General features: G+C 60.9%; 13 protein-coding genes. 9 read left to right on the top strand and 4 right to left on the bottom strand.

The window, feature by feature from the left end:
• The first annotated feature begins 208 nt into the window (after positions 1-208).
• The 3 genes from HWE01_RS03170 to HWE01_RS03160 all read left to right on the top strand — a co-directional run bounded on the left by HWE01_RS03170 (position 209) and on the right by HWE01_RS03160 (position 5,753).
• A complete protein-coding gene (locus tag HWE01_RS03170) occupies positions 209-1,420 on the top strand; it encodes an HlyD family secretion protein (protein ID WP_241821077.1) in 1,212 nt (403 codons plus the stop codon).
• 1,227 nt (positions 1,421-2,647) lie between these two features.
• Positions 2,648-3,541 (top strand): JmjC domain-containing protein, encoded by an 894-nt coding sequence (locus tag HWE01_RS03165; RefSeq protein ID WP_241821076.1) that lies wholly within the window; start codon positions 2,648-2,650, stop codon positions 3,539-3,541.
• A gap of 127 nt (positions 3,542-3,668) precedes the next feature.
• Positions 3,669-5,753 (top strand): peptidase domain-containing ABC transporter, encoded by a 2,085-nt coding sequence (locus tag HWE01_RS03160; RefSeq protein WP_241821075.1) that lies wholly within the window; start codon positions 3,669-3,671, stop codon positions 5,751-5,753.
• Positions 5,754-6,078: 325 nt separating this feature from the next.
• Here the strand turns inward: HWE01_RS03160 and HWE01_RS03155 are convergent, their stop codons facing one another.
• From HWE01_RS03155 to HWE01_RS03145, 3 genes are all read right to left on the bottom strand, one after another.
• Positions 6,079-7,386 carry a gallate dioxygenase gene (locus HWE01_RS03155; protein ID WP_175344461.1) on the bottom strand — a complete coding sequence of 436 codons (1,308 nt, stop codon included), beginning with the start codon at positions 7,384-7,386 and terminating at the stop codon, positions 6,079-6,081.
• A gap of 53 nt (positions 7,387-7,439) precedes the next feature.
• Positions 7,440-8,771 (bottom strand): MFS transporter, encoded by a 1,332-nt coding sequence (locus tag HWE01_RS03150; RefSeq protein WP_241821074.1) that lies wholly within the window; start codon positions 8,769-8,771, stop codon positions 7,440-7,442.
• A 247-nt stretch (positions 8,772-9,018) separates the two neighbouring features.
• Positions 9,019-10,224 carry a LysR family transcriptional regulator gene (locus tag HWE01_RS03145; RefSeq protein WP_241821073.1) on the bottom strand — a complete coding sequence of 402 codons (1,206 nt, stop codon included), beginning with the start codon at positions 10,222-10,224 and terminating at the stop codon, positions 9,019-9,021.
• 131 nt (positions 10,225-10,355) lie between these two features.
• Here HWE01_RS03145 and HWE01_RS03140 point away from each other — a divergent pair, with 131 nt between their 5' ends.
• The 4 genes from HWE01_RS03140 (at position 10,356) to HWE01_RS03125 (ending at position 14,573) form a co-directional block, all read left to right on the top strand.
• On the top strand, positions 10,356-11,516 hold the full coding sequence (locus HWE01_RS03140; RefSeq protein ID WP_283817507.1) for a 4-oxalomesaconate tautomerase: 1,161 nt from the start codon (positions 10,356-10,358) through the stop codon (positions 11,514-11,516).
• Positions 11,517-11,521: 5 nt separating this feature from the next.
• Positions 11,522-12,565 carry an amidohydrolase family protein gene (locus tag HWE01_RS03135; protein ID WP_241821072.1) on the top strand — a complete coding sequence of 348 codons (1,044 nt, stop codon included), beginning with the start codon at positions 11,522-11,524 and terminating at the stop codon, positions 12,563-12,565.
• A gap of 11 nt (positions 12,566-12,576) precedes the next feature.
• The gene (gene ligK, locus HWE01_RS03130; RefSeq protein WP_299539401.1) at positions 12,577-13,260 is read left to right on the top strand and encodes a 4-carboxy-4-hydroxy-2-oxoadipate aldolase/oxaloacetate decarboxylase; all 684 of its coding nucleotides are present in this window, start codon (positions 12,577-12,579) and stop codon (positions 13,258-13,260) included.
• Positions 13,261-13,451: 191 nt separating this feature from the next.
• The gene (locus HWE01_RS03125; protein ID WP_241821070.1) at positions 13,452-14,573 is read left to right on the top strand and encodes a porin; all 1,122 of its coding nucleotides are present in this window, start codon (positions 13,452-13,454) and stop codon (positions 14,571-14,573) included.
• Positions 14,574-14,585: 12 nt separating this feature from the next.
• Here the strand turns inward: HWE01_RS03125 and HWE01_RS03120 are convergent, their stop codons facing one another.
• Complete coding sequence (locus tag HWE01_RS03120; protein WP_175344466.1) at positions 14,586-15,197, bottom strand: TetR/AcrR family transcriptional regulator; 612 nt, start codon at positions 15,195-15,197, stop codon at positions 14,586-14,588.
• 144 nt (positions 15,198-15,341) lie between these two features.
• On the opposite strand from HWE01_RS03120, the gene HWE01_RS03115 reads away from it, so the two are divergent.
• Both HWE01_RS03115 and HWE01_RS03110 read left to right on the top strand, forming a co-directional pair.
• On the top strand, positions 15,342-16,523 hold the full coding sequence (locus HWE01_RS03115) for an efflux RND transporter periplasmic adaptor subunit (RefSeq protein WP_008326772.1): 1,182 nt from the start codon (positions 15,342-15,344) through the stop codon (positions 16,521-16,523).
• Positions 16,524-16,539: 16 nt separating this feature from the next.
• Complete coding sequence (locus HWE01_RS03110) at positions 16,540-19,689, top strand: efflux RND transporter permease subunit (RefSeq protein ID WP_241821069.1); 3,150 nt, start codon at positions 16,540-16,542, stop codon at positions 19,687-19,689.
• Position 19,690: the final 1 nt, after the last annotated feature.

Genomic DNA, 19,690 nt, shown 5'->3' with positions numbered 1-19,690 from the left:
GTGCAATCTAGCGGCTCATTTCAAACGCCGCCAGCCCGCCACCACGGCCAGTCAGCCCAGCGTAACGCACTGAGAGCTGAACATTACATTTCCTGACACATCATCGAATCTTCCCTTATATCGGGCAGAATCAATACGCGCCGCAGCCGATCTCGAAACAGGATCACTCAGGCTCGCGCAGCCTATTCCCGGCTGGGTTGTCACCGCAATGGCCTCCTTTCTGACGCTGTTTGTGGTGCTTTTCGCCATCCACGGCTCGGTGACAAGGAAAGCAAGATTGGCGGGGGTTGTGGTGCCCACCGACGGAACGGCAATGATTGCCTCTCCAGCGGCGGGCGTCTTGAAGGCGGTGCTTGTTAAAGAAGGAGAAATGGTCAGAACTGGCCAGGCGCTATTTGAAATCGTCAACGAACGGCACGCCCAAGACGGCCATATTGGCGACCTGCTCGCGCGGGAACTGGATGCGCGGCGCCTGCTACTCGATGCGGACAAGCGGCTAAGGCATCAGCAATATCAGGAGAAGATCAATGACATCAGGCGACGTGAGCAAAATCTGCAGGATGAATTCATCGCACTAGCTCAGGAGATTGAACTCGCGCAGAAAAAGAAAGCGTTGGCCGAGCAGACAAAAAACCGGTTTGCCTCACTGCTGCGAAGTGGCGACGTATCTACCGTACAGGCACAGCAAACGCTGGAAGAGTTGCTCGATGCGACATCCAGGCTCAAGGCACTGCAACGAAACAGAGTGCAACTTGAAAAAAACCGTATTGCCATGAACGCCGAAACGGAGCAGGCCCAAACATCGTTGGAAACTGATCTGAATCGCATCACGGCATCAATGGCAGCGTTGCAGCAAGAGATCCTGGAGAACAGGAGCCGTCACAACAATACTCTGACGGCCCCGCATGCTGGAAAAGTGACGGCGATCGCTTATCAAACGGGTCAGAGCATACAGGCCGGGCAAATGCTGGCTCATCTTCTACCGACGCATTCAGATCAGCAATCCGGTGCCGAACCCGTTCTTGAGGCGCACCTTTATACGGCCAGTCGGACTGCTGGATTTATCGCACCAGGGCAAGAGGTCTTGCTTCGATACGACGCCTACCCCTACCAACGATTCGGTCTGCAGAGAGGGATCGTGACAGGGATGAGTCTTACGCCGTTTGCGCCAGGCGAGATGCGCTCCGCTCTCATGGGAACTCGCATCAGCCTTAGTTCAGTTGATTCAACGGGCGCGTCTACCGCCAATGAAGGACTCTATCGCGTGAACGTGAAGTTGAGCCAACAGAGCATTGATATCTACGGGAAGGCTCACCGACTCAAGCCGGGCATGACTTTGACAGCAAGTGTCAACTTGGATCGCCGCGCGATCTGGCAGTGGATTGTCGATCCTTTACTAGCCTCCTCTCAAAAAAGATAGCTACTTGGCCTAGTCGTATCTCCATCTAATCGAAGAGAACAAGGAAATCTAATGAATCAATCGCTCATCGCGTTCTATACAAGCACAAATCTCATCTTTTTTAACGTCCTGACCGCATACCTGCTTGCCAATTTCATGTGCCGAGCATTTCTCATTCCTTGGCAAGTCGCTGGGAAGGTGGCAATCGTTTTTGCCTCGTTCGTTTTTTCGACTCACATCTTCGTATCAACTTATTTTTTTAGCCAACATGCTCTGAAGGCATGGATGGCTATCGGTTTCTCGATACTCCCCTATCCGACCGCAGCACTGCGGCTCCACGCAAGAAAAAGATCACAACAAAGTAACGACATCAAGTACAGGTCCAAGACTTAATCACCACGCCATCTTGCGGTGAGTCACGGTACCTCTGCTAACAGTCGCACCGGAGAGTAAAGACTGATCCTGAACAATTTCTCCGGCAACTTAACGAGGAAAAGAATGCACACGCGTTATCTACTATGGCAATGGACAGGCCTCATCTCGACCTTAACCATCTTCGCAATCTTCGCAACCCCCATTTTTTGGCTATATCTAAGATATTCATTACTGGCGATCATCCTTTGCTTGGCATTAGCCCAACTCATGCCTAAACCGTACAGGCGACATTTCGAATCTCGTAGCGCGTTCTGGGACGTGATTTTCCCGATCAGCATCGCCTTGGTCTGTACGGTCTTTCGAATTAAGGGAAAGGAATTGCACTTGGAATATCTGCTTCCAATACGAATAGGGTTGAGCCTAGTTCATGGGTGGGTTGAGAAGCGCGCCACCAATAAATCAGACATGTAAATCTCTCACAGAAAGGAAATGATGCGAAATTTAACTCCACTCGAAATCGAAATTGTAAGCGGCGGCGGTGATGGTGGTGCATTGATTGGTGGGCTGGCTGGCGGTGCTATAGGAACGATTGGCGGAAGATTCGCCGGCGCAGCAACCGGCGCCGCTTTGGGATCGGTGATTCCCGGAATCGGCACAGTTGGCGGAGCGCTGATTGGATTTGCAGTTGGCTATCGAACTGGCTCGGCGGTGGGCAGCGCAGTCGGAGGGTATCTTGGCAGCAAGCTGCAAGACTACATCTCAGAGCCACCACCTCCGCCACCTACGCAATCGCAGGACGGCGACTAAACACCTTTACAGCATTGCCTTTCGCATCCCATCCGGGGGCGAAAGGCCCAACTGAAAGAGACGCTCATGTTCAATTTTTCGATCGGCAAAGACGAATTTCTCAGCCAGTTCTACGAACAAGACATCTATCTGGAACGCCAGGCCTTTGAACCGGAACTCAACTGGCAGCACATCAATGAGGTACTCCACGCGATGCAACCGATGTGCTCCTACACCCGGCTACACGACGGAACCAAGGTAATCCCTCAAACGGAATATACGGAGCCGCATCTCCACGTTGGCCTCCATTCTCACCGGTTCATACAACAGGCGCTGTACAAGCACCTGAGTGCCGGTTCGACACTGATCATCGACCGAATGGAGATATTCTCGCCAAAGATCAAACAGTATTGCGATTTCCTTTCCGGTTTTACCGATCAACCGGTGGTTGCCAACGGCTATGCTGCTTTCGGTGAGAAGGAATCGTTCGGCAATCACTGGGATACGCATGACGTGTTCGCGGTCCAACTGATCGGCCGCAAGCGTTGGAAAGTGTATGCACCGACCTACCTGCTCCCGATGCCGAATCAAACCAGCCAGGCACGCAAGCAGGATTGCCCGAGCGAACCAATCCTGGATACCTATCTCAATGCGGGCGACATCCTCTACGTCCCCCGGGGCTGGTGGCACACCGCCATTCCTGGCAACGAAGAAACCTTTCATATTGCTGCCGGCGTGCATCCTGCAAGGCTGGCGCATTACGCCACCTGGATATGCCAGTCCATGCTGACTGAACATCTCAGCGCTCGCCAGTCACTATCAGATCACAAGAATGAAAGGCAACATCTTGAGGAGATGGCAGACTGCCTCAAGCATCTGCTGCTGGATCAGGACAACTTGCATGGGTTCAAGAGAACTCTGCGGGAATACAACCACGTCAAGCCGGAGTTCAATCTTCCCGAAGCAGTTACCTCATCCTGAAGCCCTTCCCCCCTCTCGTAGCCAGCAAACTGCCAGCCATCGATCATGAACCCGCCCCCTCGGGCAACGAACCTCATCTGATCAACATGGCTATCAACGCTATCCGTCCAACTCAACTGGCAGTCCAATGAACCACACCCGAGTCGTCGCTCAAGATGAAAGAAGCGAATGCGGCTTGGCGTGCCTGGCGATGATCGCGAGCTACCACGGCCACCAGATCGATTTATCTGAACTACGCCGACGCTTCGCCACAAGCGCAAATGGCTCAACATTAAGGCAGCTGATAGGCTACGCAGCCCGGCTGCATCTGTCCTCTCGCGCTCTGCGCATTGATCTCGACGCGATCTGTCATCTCAGAACGCCGTGCATTCTGCATTGGCAATTGAATCATTTCGTCGTCATGACAAAGGCAAGAAAAAATGCCAGAGGGCGAGTATCCGTGACCATTCTCGATCCTGCCGTGGGAGAACGCACACTTGATCTGAAGAGCATGTCAGCATGCTTCACTGGCGTTGCGCTCGAACTTCTGCCCACCTCAGAATTCACCCCTCTGGATGAACGCAAAAAGATTTCACCAAGGCAGCTCAGCGGCCCCATCATTGGCCTTCGCCGCGCTCTCTTGCAATTGATCACGCTCGCACTCGCTCTCGAAATGCTGGCCATCTGCACTCCATTGTTCAATCAATTCATCATTGACGAAGTGATCTCCAGCGGGGATAGAGAACTATTAACGGTACTGACGCTGGGTTTTGGATTAGCCATCATCGTACAGACAGCGATCAGCTTGGCCAGAAGCTGGTTACTCATGCGCTGGCAGGTCGACATCTCCCTGCAATGGGGTACGCGCGTCTTCGCCCACCTTTGCCGACTGCCGTTTCTCTATTTTCAGAAGCGCACGCTGGGTGACATTGCCTCCCGATTTGGCAGCATCTCCACCATCCAAGGCAGCTTGAGCGGATTGTTTGCGGAGAACCTTCTCGACGGGGCAATGGCGGTGATTGCCTTGGGAATGATGCTTCTCTATAGCCCCAAGCTGACCTTGGTTGTGGTCATCGCCATGTTTGGCTATACGCTCTTGCGCGTCTTCCTCTATCAGCCTTTGCGCGAAGCATCACGAGAACGCCTTGTCCTGAGCGCGAAAGAAAACTCATTTTTCCTGGAGACTGTGAGGGCGCACTTGCCGGTCAAGTTATTCGGACAAGAAGCACATCGCTGTGCCCGCTGGCAAAATCTGAAGCAGGATGTTTTGAATCGCGAAACTGCAACACAGAAATTGACGATTCTATTCAGACTCACCAGCACGGCCATCTTTTCGACCCAGGGTCTCGTCCTGTTTTATCTCGGTGCAGAAATGGTCATGGAAAACATCCTGACTGTGGGAATGCTAATGGCCTTCATTAGCTACGCAACCACGTTTTCTCAACGAATCCTTACGCTGACAGACCTCGCGATCAATATCAACATGCTCGATGTCCACACACAGCGTCTGGCCGATATCGTAATGGAGCCCGCAGAACCACGACCTGACCAGCAAGCCAGTACCCACGAGCTGAAAGGAACGCTCACCGTCCGTAATCTGCGATTTCGCTACGGCGAGGATGCCCCATGGCTCATCGATGGCATCGACCTGACCATCACTGCCGGACAGTCGCTGGCCATCACGGGGCCAAGTGGCTCAGGCAAGACGACACTGTGCAAGATCCTGCTGGGGCTGTTGCGTCCAACGGAGGGAGAGATCCTGCTTGATGGCGTTCCTATCCACCATATTGGTCTGCAACGCTATCGAGAAATGATCGGGACCGTCATGCAGGACGATATTCTGCTCACAGGCTCTCTGCTTGAGAACATCTCTTTCTTTGCATCTCCCAGCGACGAGGAGCGCGTCAAATACTGCGCAAACCTTGCTGCCATTGATCGAGACATCGCCGCCATGCCTATGGGCTATCAGACCATGGTCGGGGAGTTGGACAACATCGTTTCCGGAGGACAAAAGCAACGTATATTGCTCGCCAGAGCGCTCTACAAACAACCGCGCATCCTGTTGCTTGACGAAGCCAGCAGCCAGCTGGATCTGGAAAACGAGCGCAAGATCAATGAAGAACTGGCAAATATTCAACTGACCAGAATCGTGATTGCACATCGCCCCGAAACCATCGCATCATGCGACCGCATCGTGATGCTCCATCAGGGGAAAATAGAACCCATTTCATAAATAGGCGTGAGATGCGTTCTGTCCAGAAAGGGCGCTGGCAAGGCGCGCGACGCGTCGTGTGGCGGTGCCACACGCAAGGAGCGCAACGCGGCCAGCGCCCTTTCTGGACAGAACCCGGAGGGAGCGGCCCGTTTGGGCGAATTGCTGCGTTACGAATTTGGGTCAAGACGCCCAGTCTTGACCCACTCGCGCCTTGCACTTCATCCCAAACGGGACTCGCTCGCACTCACGCCTATTTATGAAATGGGTTCTAGTAACGCCCATAAAAAATCGCGCCGCTCCGAGGGAGGGCGCGATGCCTGGTACGTCAGCAAGCAAAAGACGCTTACTTTGTCCCGGTCTTGTTCCAGTCGGCCGCCTTGTCCGACGCCGCTCCCGCCACCGAGTACAGCGCCCCTGGTGCATTGCGCGTCTTCTGGAATTCTTCCAGCGACTGCCCGCGCATGGCCGCGTAGATATGCAGGTTCGATACGCCGACCACCGCGCCCAGCTTTTCCAGCAGGAAGAAGATCACGCCATAGCGGATCATCGCCTGCCAGTCGCGACGGCTGATCATGTCGCTTTCTTCCTGTGTCAGGCCGGCTTGCTCATAGGTCGCCTGCGGATCAGCCAGGAAGCGCTCACGGAACGCCGGCTGGATCAGCTGGTACAGGTAGCGGTTGATGCGGTAGCGGGTGTTGGCCGTTTCCAGCGTGAAGGGGTAGGTGCCGGCAAGCTGCTCTATCCCTTTCAGCTGGTGTGCCACGTGCTCCCGATGGCGCTGCGTTTCGGCGGCCTGCAAGGCCGTATCGACCATGACCGCCGGTTCATAGACGGCCACCGCAATACCCGTCATGGAGGGCAGGTAATACTCGCGATGCAGGCAGTTCACACCCGCCGGCATGGCGCCGCGCATGATGAGCCACATGATGACCTCGGCACTTTCCAGTCCGCCCAGGGTCGCCAGCTCGGCATGGGTCAGGCGGGTCAGGGCTTCCGGGTCGTGCTGCAGCAGGTCCAGGAACTGGTGGTCCCACGGGGTATTGTTGAAGCCGGCGCGCTCGCCATGCACCTGATGCGACAGCCCGCCGGTGGCGACGATGACCACATCGAGGTCTTCCGGATAGCTTTCGATGGCGCGGCGCAGACCCTGGCCCAGCTTGTAGCAGCGGCGTGCGGTCGGGATCGGGAACTGCAGCACGCCGACCTGCAGCGGGATGATCTGGCCGGGCCAGCCCTCCTGGTGCGGCCACAGCATCGACAAGGGCGAGAAGCACCCATGGTCCAGCGGCTTGTTCTGGAAGAAGGCCATGTCGAATTCATCGGCCATGAGCGAGCTGCCGATATGGCGCGCCAGCGCGGCATGGCCACCAACGGCGGGCAGCTTGCGGGCACCCCCGCCTTCGTCGGCGACCTGGTACTCGCTGCCCACCCCCAGGGCAAAGGCGGAGTAATGGTCGAAGAAGAAGGAGCTCACGTGGTCGTTGTAGACCACCAGCAGCACGTCCGGTTGCTTCTCTTTCAGCCATTGCTGCACCGGCTCGTAAGCCTTGAAGATGGGCGCCCAGACCGCATCGTGCTGCTTGTTGGCATCCAGCGCGAAGCCGATGGTCGGTGTGTGGGAGGTGGCGATGGCGCCGACGATGTTGGCCATGACGATTTATTCCTGTAACAGATGAATCCGATGTGATTGATGCGGCGACTTGATCAAACCGCAGCCGCCGGACGCTGCCCCATCTGGATGAAGACGATGATCAGCGCCGCCAGCGTAGCGGGGACCGCGAGAATGGCGATGACGGCACCAAAGCCCCAGCCCATCGACAGCAGCACGCCACCGGCGAAGGAACCCAGGATGCTGCCGAAGCGGCCCACCCCCAGCATCCACGATACGCCGGTGGCACGCACCACGGTCGGATAGCAGGAGGGGGCAAAGGCGTTCAGTCCGGTCTGCGCGCCGCTCATGCAGAAGCCGGCCAGCAGCACGTAGGCCGCAAACATGCCCGACTGCACACTGCCGCAAGCCAGCAGCAGGATGAAGACGGCACCCGCGATGTAGGCCGCGGCGATGGCACGACTGGGCGACCAGCGGTCCATCAGGAAGCCTACCACCAGCGCGCCGACGGTGCCGCCCAGCTGGAACAGGGCGGTAATGCTGGCGGCCTTTTCGATGGGCAGGCCGGCATCCTTGATCAGCGTGGGCAGCCAGCCGGAGAGCAGGTAAATCACCAAGAGGCCCATGAAGTAAGTGCCCCACAGCGACAGCGTGGTCTTGCGATAACTGTCCGAGAGCAGTACCTTGGCCGGCTGGCCACCCTTGACCGGCGGTTCACTGACGCTGAAGGTCTGGTCGGCGGCGAAGCTGCCACCGCACACGCGCGCCAGGGTGCGGGCAATGCGCTGGGCAGGATAGTGGCGTACCACCATGAAACGGGCCGACTCGGGGACCAGCCACAGGTAGAAGGGCAGGCAGCACAGCGGAATGGCACCGCCTACCATCAGCACGCTGCGCCAGCCGTGCTCGGGCAGCAGGGCGGCGGCCAGGAAGCCGACCAGGCCGGAACCCAGATTGAAGCCGGTGAACATGATGGCCAGCAGGGTGCTGCGCGAGCGCTCGGGGACGTATTCCGAGAGCAGGGTGGTGGCATTGGGCATGGCTGCACCGAGGCCCAGGCCGGTCAGCAAGCGCAGGGCGGAGAGCGTGACCACGTCGTGCGCGAAGGCACAAGCCAGGCTGCACACGCCGAACCAGGCCACCGCCGTCATCAGCAGCTTCTTGCGGCCATAACGGTCCGACAGCGGACCGACCAGCAATGCGCCAATGGCCAGGCCGATCGGCGCGGCACTCATGACCACGCCGAAGGCGGCGCGCGAGATGCCCCACTCCTTGGTGATGGCCGGTGCCAGGAAGCCCATGATGGCCACGTCCATACCGTCGGTGGCCACGATGAGGAAGCACAGGATCAGCAGCAGCCATTGATAGCCGGACATCTTGCGTCCGTTGATGTGCGAACGCACGTCCAGCGATTGTGCTGTATTCATTAAGTCTCCGTGATGGTGTCGATTTGTCGGGATCTGCCGGCTTGTATGCACGCGGCTTGGGGATTGCCGGTCAAGGTGCGATCAGGGCTCCTTGACTTGCTGCAAAGTGTAAGACGGGGATCAATGGCGAGTATTGCTTTCGGCTACCTGAGTGTTGCCATTTGCTAATCACGGTGGATTTCAAGCAGATCCGCAAGGCGCGCTCGCAGCGCCCTCCGGTGAGCGCCATGCCGCCTTCCGGCGCGCTTCAGTCCATGCCGGTGGCGACCGCTTCGATGGCTTCCTGCAGGGCGCTTGCGCCCGGAGACAGATGCGCTCCCTTGCGCTGCATGAGTCCGATGCGGCGTTCCATGCCACGCATGGCGAAGGGCAGGGTGGTGAGCTGGCCGGTAGCGATTTCGTGTTGCAGCTGATGGGCCGAGATCACGGTGAGCATCTCGCTGCCCACCAGCAGTCCGCGCAGCAGCGCCAGGTCGCCGGTCTCCACCGCCGGGCGGGGTGCTGGCCAGTGACTGTCGCGGAAGAATTGCTCGATGGAATCGCGCAGCGGCGTCCCGGCCCGCGAGAGCACCCAGGGATAGCCGTCGAGATCGCGCAGGGACAGTTTCTTGCGGCTGGCCAGCGGATGACCCGCGCGTGCAATCAGCGCGGCACTGTCAGCCACCAGCGGGCGCATGTCGAAGGTGTCACTGGAAAAGGCGCGCAGGGCGCCGACGATGAAATCGATACGCCCGCTCATGAGACCGGCCGCCAGCTCTTCATAGGGGCTTTCCAGCGAACGGATCTGCAGGCGCGGATGCCTGGCCAGCACGCGCGTCATAGCCTTGGGCAGCAGCTGCGAGCGCGCCAGCGGCAGGGCACCGACGGTCACTGTCCCTTGCACCACGCCATCGAGTGCGGCGATATCTTCCGGGATATGGCGCAGTTCGGCCAGGGCGCGACCAAAGCGCTCGGTCCAGCGACGCCCGGCATCGGTGGGCAGCATGCCGTGCGCGGTGCGGAAGAACAGCGCCTGTCCCAGGATACCCTCCAGCATCGACAGCGCCTGACTGACCGCCGAGGGGGAGACTTCCATCAGGCGCGCCACGCTGGGCATGTGATGCGTCTCGGCCAGCAGTGCGGCTGCCTGCAGGCGCCGCTCGTTGAACAAGGCATCGAGGCTGCCCACCGGCTTGCCGTTGCGGTCGCGCAGGCGCAGTGCATCATCGCGCACCTCGCGCAATTCGGCTTCGATGCGCTCCACCCTCAGCCGTACAGCCTCGCCGGCAGCGGTGGGCAGCATGCCACGCCCCTTGCGCTCGAACAGTTGTGTGGCCAGGCTGTGCTCCAGTGCTGCCACCGAGCGTGCTACCGCAGAGGAGGCGCGCAGCAGCGTGTCGGAGGAACGGCGTACGCCGCCGGTGGTGGCGACGACATTGAAGACGTGCAGGTGACGCAGGTTGAGCAGGGTCATGACGGGTCGTTCCAGGTCGGTTGAATTCTGAGCGCGATTAGAAAATTAGAACAGAGGAAGGGCCACAACGCAACCAAGCCGGGAGGGCGCTCACGCATACTCGGCGCCATTGTCATCAACGGTAAAGAACCTTGTCCGACCTCGACCTTCACTGCCCTGGCGAGCCTGAGGCATCCGACCTCCTGGCCATCCCCTGCACCCTGATGCGGGGCGGCACGTCGCGCGGCCCCTTCTTCGTGGCCGATGATCTGCCGCAGGACAGCGCTGCGCGGGATCGCGTGCTGCTGGCCGCACTGGGCTCGCCCGACCGGCGCCAGATCGACGGTCTGGGCGGCGCGCATCCGCTGACCAGCAAGGCCGGTATCGTCAGTCGCAGTCGCGTCACCGGCGTGGATCTGGATTTCTTGTTTGCACAGTTGCAGCCCGAGTCGGACCGGGTCGATACCACGCCCAATTGCGGCAACATGCTGGCTGCGGTGCTGCCCTTTGCCATCGAACGCGGACTCATTGCCGCCGGTCCCGAGACCACTACTGCCCGCATCCTCACCCTCAACACCGGCATGCAGTGCGACGTCACCGTCCAGACACCGGGTGGCCGCCTGCGTTACCGGGGCGATACCCGCATCGATGGCGTGCCGGGAACGGCAGCGCCGGTGCGCATCAATTTCCTTGATACCGCCGGTTCGGTGTGCCCGACGATGCTGCCCACCGGCCGCGTACTGGATCGCGTGCGCTATGCAGTGCCCGGCGGCGAGCAGCGCGAAATCGTTACCACGCTCATCGATAACGGCATGCCCATGGTACTGGTGCGCGCGGCTGATTTCGGCCTGGCCGGTGATGAAGGTGTGGCCGTCCTCAACGCTGACGAGGTCCTCAAGCAAAGGCTCGAAGCGCTGCGCCTGGCCTGCGGTCCGCTCATGGGCCTGGGCGACGTGACCGACCGGAACTATCCCAAGATGTGCCTGCTGTCGCCGCCGACGGCAGGCGGCACGGTCTCGACCCGCTGCTTCATTCCGCACGTCTGCCATGAAGCCATCGGCGTACTGGCGGCCGTTACCGTCGCCACGGCCTGCGTGCTGGAAGCGTCGGTTGCGCAAGGCCTGGTCGCCACCGGCAGCGGCTTGCAACGCACCGTCTCGGTGGAGCATCCCAGCGGCGAATTCAGCGTCGAGCTGGAGCTCGATCCGCACGACCAGCAACAGATCCTGCGTGCCGCGCTGCTGCGCACGGCGCGTCCCATCCTGCGCGGGGAAGTGCTGATTCCCGCCGAACTCCTGACAGAACATTCCTGAACTCCATGCGAGACTCTCTCATCATCGACTGCCATGGCCACTACACCACGGCCCCCAAAGCGCTGGAAGACTGGCGCAACCGGCAGATCGCCAACCTGAATACGCCCGAACTCGGTCCCAAGGTGGCCGAGCTCAAGATCAGCGATGACGAACTGCGCGAGTCCATCCAAAACAACCAGCTGCGTCTGATGCGCGAACGCGGGGCGGATCTGACCATCTTTTCGCCGCGCGCCTCCTTCATGGCGCATCACATTGGCGATCTCAACACCAGCCAGACCTGGGCGGCCATCTGCAATGAACTGTGCCATCGGGTGGCGCAACTGTTCCCCGATCACTTCATCGGCGCGGCCATGCTGCCGCAGTCGCCGGGGGCCGATATCCGCACCTCGATTGCGGAGATGGAAAAGTGCGTGCGGGAATATGGTTTCGTCGGCATCAATCTCAATCCCGATCCCTCGGGCGGGCACTGGACTGCGCCGCCGCTGTCGGACCGCTCCTGGTATCCGCTCTACGAGAAGATGGTGGAGCTGGAGGTGCCCGCCATGATCCACGTGAGCACCAGCTGCAATGCCTGCTTCCACACCACCGGTGCGCATTACCTCAATGCCGACACCACTGCCTTCATGCAGTGCCTGAGCTCGGACCTGTTCAAGGATTTTCCGACGCTGAAGTTCCTGATCCCGCACGGTGGCGGTGCTGTGCCGTATCACTGGGGGCGCTTCCGTGGCCTGGCACAGGAGATGAAAAAGCCGCTGCTCGAAGAGCATCTGCTCAACAACATCTTCTTCGATACCTGCGTGTATCACCAGCCGGGCATCGACCTGCTCACGCGCGTGATCCCGGTGCAGAACGTGCTGTTCGCCTCCGAGATGATCGGCGCGGTGCGTGGCATCGATCCGCAGACCGGCCACTACTACGACGACACCAAACGCTACATCGAGGCCGCCGCACTGAGCCCCGAAGAGCGCCACCAGATCTACGAAGGCAATGCCCGTCGCGTCTATCCGCGCCTGGATGCCGCCCTCAATGCGAAAGGACTGAGCCAATGAGCACCCCCCTGATCAACCAGCTTGGCGTGGTCAAGCGCCATATCGAACGGGCCGAGGCGGGCGCCGTGCAGCAGCTTGGCCAGTTCGGCGTGGCCACCGTGCATGAGGCCCAGGGTCGTACCGGCCTGTTGAAGCCCTACCTGCGTCCCATCTATCCCGGCACCACCATCGCGGGCACGGCCGTGACGGTGCTGCTGCACCCCGGCGACAACTGGATGATGCACGTGGTGGCCGAGCAGATCCGCCCTGGCGATATCGTGGTGGCGGCCATCACGGCCGAGTGCACCGATGGCTATTTCGGCGACCTGCTGGCCACCAGCTTCATGGCGCGCGGTGCGCGGGCACTCATCATCGATGCCGGTGTGCGCGACGTGAAGGTATTGAAGGAAATGGGCTTTCCGGTGTGGAGCCGTGCCATCAGTGCCAAGGGCACCATCAAGGCCACGTTGGGATCGGTCAACGTACCGGTGATCTGCGCCGGGGCGCTGGTCAATCCGGGCGACGTGATCGTGGCCGATGACGATGGGGTGGTGGTCGTGCCCGCTGCCGACGCCACGCGCGTGGCCGGGGTAGCGCAGCAGCGCGAAGCCCTGGAAGGCGAGAAGCGTGCCCAACTGGCCGCCGGCGTACTGGGGTTGGACATGTACAAGATGCGCTTGCCGCTGGAAGCTGCCGGCCTGAAATACATCGACTGATCTTGTGTGACCCGCAGGCTGAACCTGGCAAGGAGCAGCGAGGGGAAGAACAGAGCGCCCACGCAGAAGAGGCGCACACCGATCTGAACTGACATGCGAGCTATCCGGCAGCGCGCCCTTGATGCACGCCATCGACATTGACAAGAACACTGGATCAACCAGACCGATTTACCCACAGGAGGAGATTCCTTATGCAGTTGCAACATCCCATCCGTCTCATCCCGGCAGCCCTGCTGCTGGCTGCTGCCCCCGCTGCCTTCGCGCAGAGTTCCGTCACCATCTATGGCGTAGTGGATGTTTATACGGCCTACCAGAAGAGCACCGTCGGCGGCAAGGACACCTCGCTCTGGGCCATGGGCAACAATGGACAGATGACCAGCCGTCTCGGCTTCAAGGGCGTCGAGGATCTGGGCGGCGGCTATCGCGCCAGCTTCAATCTGGAAACCGGTTTCGATCCCAGTACCGGCGGCCTGCAGAACAGCTACCGCTACTTTGACCGCCAGTCCTGGGTCGGCCTCGGTGGCGGCTTCGGCGAGGTGCGCGTGGGGCGGCAGAACAGTGTCATGTTCCTCTACTCGGGCAACATGGATGCGTTCGGTGCGGCCACTTATGGCTCGGCCTACAACAACTTCGCCAACTGGCTGGCGCGGGTGGACAACGACATCAGCTACATCTCGCCCAAGTTTGCCAATACCACGCTGGAGCTGCATTACTCGGTCGGCGAGCGCGCCGGCAGCACCGCCGGCAATGCGGTCTACCAGATCGGCATGCAGACCCAGCAAGGGCCGCTCTACGTGGCCAGCGCCTATCTCAACGCCAACAACGCCACCAACACCAACAGCGTGAAACAGTTCATGCTGGGCGGCAATGTTGAGTACGGCAGCGGCAAGGTCTACCTGGCCTTCTTCCGCACCAATGAAGTGATCTCGGCCACCACCGGCAATGTCTTCACCAACCCGGCCGGCAAGTACGATCCGGCCGGAGCCGTGGTCGGCAATACGGCGGGCGACTATCACAATACCTACAGCCTCTCGGCCGACTACCGCATCAATGCGCAGACCACCGTCGGTGCAGGCGGCGGCTACGTCAAGGACAGTTCGCGCTACAACAACAACGCGCGCCAGTTCAGCCTGATCGTGAACTACGACCTCTCCAAACGGACGCGGCTGTATGCGGTGGCCTCACGCCTGATCAACCAGAATACCGCCGCCTATCGCATGACCGGTGCCAGCTTCACGGCCAGCCAGGCCTTGAGCCCGGATGCAGGTGCCAGCGAGACCGGCGTGCAATTCGGGATCCGGCATACCTTCTGAGGACCGTCGTTCTCAGTCGGAAGGCATGGCGTAGGCCGCGAGGAAGGTCTCTACCGCGCGGCCTACCATGCGCTTCATGCGCGGCCGCGAGATGCTGGTTTCGAGTCCCAGCATCATCGGCTTGACCGTCTCGCAATCGAGCAGGGCGCACAGCTGCTGGGTCGCCAGCATGGGGTCGGCCGGTCGCAGGCGACCGGCTGCCATCTGCTTCTTCAGGAAGGCGGCGATGCGCTCCATCCCCATCTTCGGTCCCTCTTCGTGGAAGCGTCGGCCGATGTCACTGCGGCCGGCTTCGGCCACGATCATGCGGTGCGTCTGCAAGGTGCTCTCCTGGCACAGGAAACTCACCGCCTTCTCGCCAAAGACCTGCAAGGTCTTCGCCAGATCGTCCACCTCCTGGTCCAGTGCGGCCAGGGCAGGCTCCATCTGCTTCTTGGCCTCGCCGTGGGTCACCGCCACGAACAGCTCCTCCTTCGACTTGAAGTAGCCATACAGCGTGGCCTTTGAGCCACCGATGCGGGCCGAGATCTCGGCCATGGACGCACCCTCGAAACCCATCTCCTTGAAGACGTCGGCCGCCACGGCCAGGATGGCCTCGCGCCGGGCAGGGGTCTTGACTCTCATTGCTGGTCTCCGTGATTTCTTTACAAGTGTCTTTTTCGTACAGATGTGTTCAGTATTGCTTGACCGGGAAAGAACTGTCAATTAATAATACTGTACAGTTCGGTATCGTTATAAAAATCTTCCTTCTTTTCCGGAGAGTCCTTCATGCGCACCCCACCCCTACTACGGCCCGTCGCTGCACTGGCCATCCTCAGTGTTCTCAGTGCCTGCGGCAAGCCGCCGGGCGGGCCGCCACCGGCAGCGGGCACGCCCGTGCTGGGGGTGATGACGGTGCATGCGCAACCGGTGGAACTGCACACGGAACTGCCGGGGCGAACCTCGCCCTACCAGATCGCCGACGTACGGCCGCAGGTCAACGGCATCATCAAGACCCGCAGCTTCCGTGAGGGCAGTGACGTCAAGGCGGGCCAGGTGCTGTACCAGATCAATCCGGCCAGCTATCAGGCCGCCTATGACAGCAGCGTGGCGGCGCTGGCCAAGGCCGAGGCGAGCGTGAAGACGGCGCGCCTGAAGGCCAGCCGCTACAAGGAGCTGGTGGCCATCAGGGCGGTCAGCCAGCAAGATTACGATGACGCCGTCGCTTCGCTCGGCGAAGCCGAGGCCGATGTGGGTTCGGCCCGCGCCAACGTGCAGACCAGCCGCATCAACCTCGATTACGCCAGAGTCGACGCGCCCATCTCCGGGCGCATCGGCAAGTCCAGCGTGACCCCGGGTGCGCTGGTGACTGCCAACCAGACCACGGCGCTGACCACCATCCAGCAACTCGATCCGATCTACGTCGACGTCACCCAGTCCAGTACCACCTGGCTCAACCTGAAGGAAGCGCTGGCCAATGGCCAGCTGCAGAAGTCGGGCAATGGCGCCAAGGTCAGGCTGGTGCTGGAGAATGGCCGCACCTATGCGCAGGAGGGGACGTTGCAGTTCTCGGACGTGACGGTCAACCAGGACACGGGGGCCATCACCCTGCGCGCGGTGTTCCCCAATCCGAAGACCGATCTGCTGCCGGGCATGTATGTGCGCGCCGTACTGGAGGAGGGGGTGCGCCAGCAGGGCCTGCTGGTGCCGCAGCAGGCAGTCAGTCGCGATGGTGCCGGCAAGCCGGTGGCCTTCGTGGTCAATGCAGCGGGCGTGGTGGAACAGCGCGCCCTGGTGACTGATCGCGCCATCGGCAGCCAGTGGCTGGTCAGCAGCGGTCTCAAGGAAGGCGACCAGCTGGTGGTCGATGGCCTGCAGCGCGCCACCCCGGGGGCCAAGGTGAACGTGGTGCCGTGGTCGCCCAAGGCCACGGTGGCCACGGCCAGCGGCACCGGCACCCACACCAACTGAAAGGCGGGAACAGATCATGGCTCGCTTCTTCATTGACCGCCCCATCTTCGCCTGGGTCCTCGCCATCATCGTCATGCTGGCCGGCGCCATTTCGGTGCTGACCCTGCCGATTGCGCAGTACCCGGCCATCGCGCCACCGGCCATCGCCATCACTGCCAACTATCCGGGGGCGTCGGCCAAGACGCTGGAAGATACCGTGACCCAGATCATCGAGCAGAAGATGAAGGGGCTGGATCGTCTCAGCTACATGGCCTCCACCAGTGAATCGTCCGGCACGGTGACCATTACGCTGACCTTCGAGAACGGTACCAATCCGGATACGGCCCAGGTGCAGGTGCAGAACAAGCTCTCGCTGGCCACGCCCCTGCTGCCCTCGGAAGTCCAGCAGCAGGGCATCACGGTGACCAAGTCGGCCACCAACTTCCTCAACGTGCTGGCCTTTACCTCGGAAGATGGCAGCATGAGCGGCTCGGACCTGTCGGACTACGTCGCGGCCAACATCCAGGATCCGATCAGTCGGGTCGAAGGGGTGGGCGATACCACGCTCTTCGGTTCGCAATATGCCATGCGCATCTGGCTCGATCCCGACAAGCTCAACAGCTACAGCCTGACGCCGCTGGACGTGAAGAACGCCATCCAGGCGCAGAACGTACAGGTGTCTTCCGGTCAGCTGGGCGGCTTGCCGGCCGCCGAGAACCAGCAGATCAACGCCACCATCACGGCCCAGACCCGCCTGCGCACGGCCGAGCAGTTCCGCAACATCGTGCTGCGCACGCTCACCGGCGGGGCCCAGGTCAAGCTGGCCGACGTGGCCCGCATCGAACTGGGCAGCGAAAGCTACACCTCGGTGGGTCGCTACAACGGCAAGCCCGCCGCCGGCCTGGCCATCAAACTGGCCACCGGCGCCAATGCGCTCGATACCGTCAAGGCCATCGATGCGCGCGTGGCCCAGCTGGAGAAATTCTTCCCCGCCGGGATGAAGGTGCAGAAGCCGTATGACACCACGCCCTTCGTGCGCATCTCCATCGAGGAAGTGGTGCGCACCCTGATCGAGGCGGTGGTGCTGGTGTTCCTGGTGATGTACCTGTTCCTGCAGAATTTCCGCGCCACGCTGATCCCGACCATCGCCGTGCCGGTGGTGTTGCTGGGAACCTTCGGCGTGCTGGCCGTGTTCGGCTTCACCATCAATACCCTGACCATGTTTGCCATGGTGCTGGCCATCGGTCTGCTGGTGGACGATGCCATCGTGGTGGTGGAAAACGTCGAGCGCGTGATGTCCGAGGAGGGCTTGCCGCCCAGGGAGGCCACCCGCAAGTCCATGGGCCAGATCAGTGGTGCCCTGGTCGGGGTGGCGCTGGTGCTGGCGGCGGTGTTCGTGCCGATGGCCTTCTTCAGCGGTTCCACCGGGGTGATCTATCGCCAGTTCTCCATCACCATCGTCTCGGCCATGACGCTGTCGGTACTGGTGGCGCTGGTGTTGACGCCGGCCCTGTGCGCCACGCTGCTCAAGCCTGCGGCCAAGGGGCATGCGCTGGCGAGCACCGGTTTCTTCGGCTGGTTCAACCGACAGTTCGATCGCGGCAACCTGCGCTATCAGGGCATCGTGCGCCACATGCTGGGTCGTGGCTGGCGCTACATGGCGGCCTATGCGGTGCTGCTGGCACTGGTGGTGACCGGCTTCATGAAGTTGCCGGTGGGCTTCCTCCCGGATGAAGACCAGGGCACGCTGTTTGCGATCCTGCAGTTGCCCTCCGGCGCGACCAAGGCGCGTACCGACGAAGTGATCCGGCAGGTCGAGCATCATTTCCTGGTAGACCAGAAGGATGCGGTATCGGGCATCTTTGCCGTCTCCGGATTCAGCTTCGCCGGTAGCGGGCAGAATATGGGCTTTGCCTTCATCAAGCTCAAGCCCTGGGATGAGCGCAAGGGCCCGGGGCTCTCTGTGACCGACGTGGCAGCCAAGGCCGGTGCCGCCTTCGCCCGCATCCGCGATGCCCGCGTGTTTGCCTTCGCCCCGCCGGCGGTGTCCGAGCTGGGCAATGCCACCGGTTTCGACCTGATGTTGAAGGATGAAGCCAACCTCGGCCATGCTGCCCTGATGCAGGCCCGCAACCAGTTGCTCGGCATCCTGTCGCAGGACAAGCGTCTGGTGGCGGTGCGCCCCAACGGGCTGGAAGATACGCCGGAATTCCGCCTCCATGTCGACACCGACAAGGCCGGTGCGTTGGGGGTATCCATGTCCGACATCAATGACACCATCGCCACCGCCTGGGGCAGCAGCTACGTCAATGACTTCATCGACAAGGGCCGCGTGAAGAAGGTGATGCTGCAGGCCGATGCGCAATACCGCATGCTGCCCTCGGACCTGGACCGCTGGTATGTGCGCAACAGCGCCGGCACCATGGTTCCGTTCAGTGCCTTCTCCACGGCCAGCTGGGCCTCCGGCTCGCCGCGCCTGGAACGCTACAACGGCGTGCCGTCCATGGAGATCCTCGGCATGGCCCTGCCGGGCGCGGCCTCCAGCGGTCAGGCCATGGCCATCGTGGAAGCGGCCCTGGCCAAGATGCCGCCCGGCATCGGCTATGAATGGACCGGACTGTCCTTGCAGGAAAAGACTTCCAGCGGCAAGACCGGCATCCTCTACTCGATCTCGATCCTGATCGTGTTCCTGGCGCTGGCGGCGCTCTACGAGAGCTGGGCGGTGCCGTTCTCGGTGATCATGGTGGTGCCGCTGGGCGTGTTCGGCGCATTGCTGGGTGCGATCCTGACCTGGAAGATGAATGACGTCTATTTCCAGGTAGGTCTCCTGACCACCATCGGCCTGGCCTGCAAGAACGCCATCCTGATCGTGGAGTTCGCCAAGGATCTCTACGAGCACGGCAAGAGCCTGGTGGAAGCCACCATGGAAGCGGTGCGCATGCGTCTGCGTCCTATCCTCATGACCTCGCTGGCCTTCATCCTCGGCGTGCTGCCGCTGGTACTGGGCAGTGGTGCCGGCGCCGGTGCCCAGCATGCGCTGGGGACGGCGGTGATCGGCGGCATGCTCTCGGGCACGGTGCTGGCGATCTTCTTCGTGCCGCTGTTCTTCGTGATCATCATGAAACTGTTCGCCCGCAAGCCGTCTTCCGCGCCGCAAGGCCAACCCGCGATTTCTCCGGAGCACTGAC

Origin of the sequence: Herbaspirillum sp. C7C8, from assembly GCF_022627875.1 — a bacterium.
GTDB lineage: Bacteria > Pseudomonadota > Gammaproteobacteria > Burkholderiales > Burkholderiaceae_D > Herbaspirillum.
Note: the sequence above shows the minus strand (reverse complement) of the source record. Positions and strands in the feature narration are given on the sequence as shown.

Excerpts from the sequence above, each read along its gene's own strand:
- HWE01_RS03170 (WP_241821077.1), top strand. The coding sequence starts at position 209 with ATGGCCTCCTTTCTGACGCTGTTTGTGGTGCTTTTCGCCATCCACGGC.
- HWE01_RS03165 (WP_241821076.1), top strand. The coding sequence starts at position 2,648 with ATGTTCAATTTTTCGATCGGCAAAGACGAATTTCTCAGCCAGTTCTAC.
- HWE01_RS03160 (WP_241821075.1), top strand. The coding sequence starts at position 3,669 with ATGAACCACACCCGAGTCGTCGCTCAAGATGAAAGAAGCGAATGCGGC.
- HWE01_RS03155 (WP_175344461.1), bottom strand. The coding sequence starts at position 7,386 with ATGGCCAACATCGTCGGCGCCATCGCCACCTCCCACACACCGACCATC.
- HWE01_RS03150 (WP_241821074.1), bottom strand. The coding sequence starts at position 8,771 with ATGAATACAGCACAATCGCTGGACGTGCGTTCGCACATCAACGGACGC.
- HWE01_RS03145 (WP_241821073.1), bottom strand. The coding sequence starts at position 10,224 with ATGACCCTGCTCAACCTGCGTCACCTGCACGTCTTCAATGTCGTCGCC.
- HWE01_RS03135 (WP_241821072.1), top strand. The coding sequence starts at position 11,522 with ATGCGAGACTCTCTCATCATCGACTGCCATGGCCACTACACCACGGCC.
- HWE01_RS03125 (WP_241821070.1), top strand. The coding sequence starts at position 13,452 with ATGCAGTTGCAACATCCCATCCGTCTCATCCCGGCAGCCCTGCTGCTG.
- HWE01_RS03120 (WP_175344466.1), bottom strand. The coding sequence starts at position 15,197 with ATGAGAGTCAAGACCCCTGCCCGGCGCGAGGCCATCCTGGCCGTGGCG.
- HWE01_RS03115 (WP_008326772.1), top strand. The coding sequence starts at position 15,342 with ATGCGCACCCCACCCCTACTACGGCCCGTCGCTGCACTGGCCATCCTC.
- HWE01_RS03110 (WP_241821069.1), top strand. The coding sequence starts at position 16,540 with ATGGCTCGCTTCTTCATTGACCGCCCCATCTTCGCCTGGGTCCTCGCC.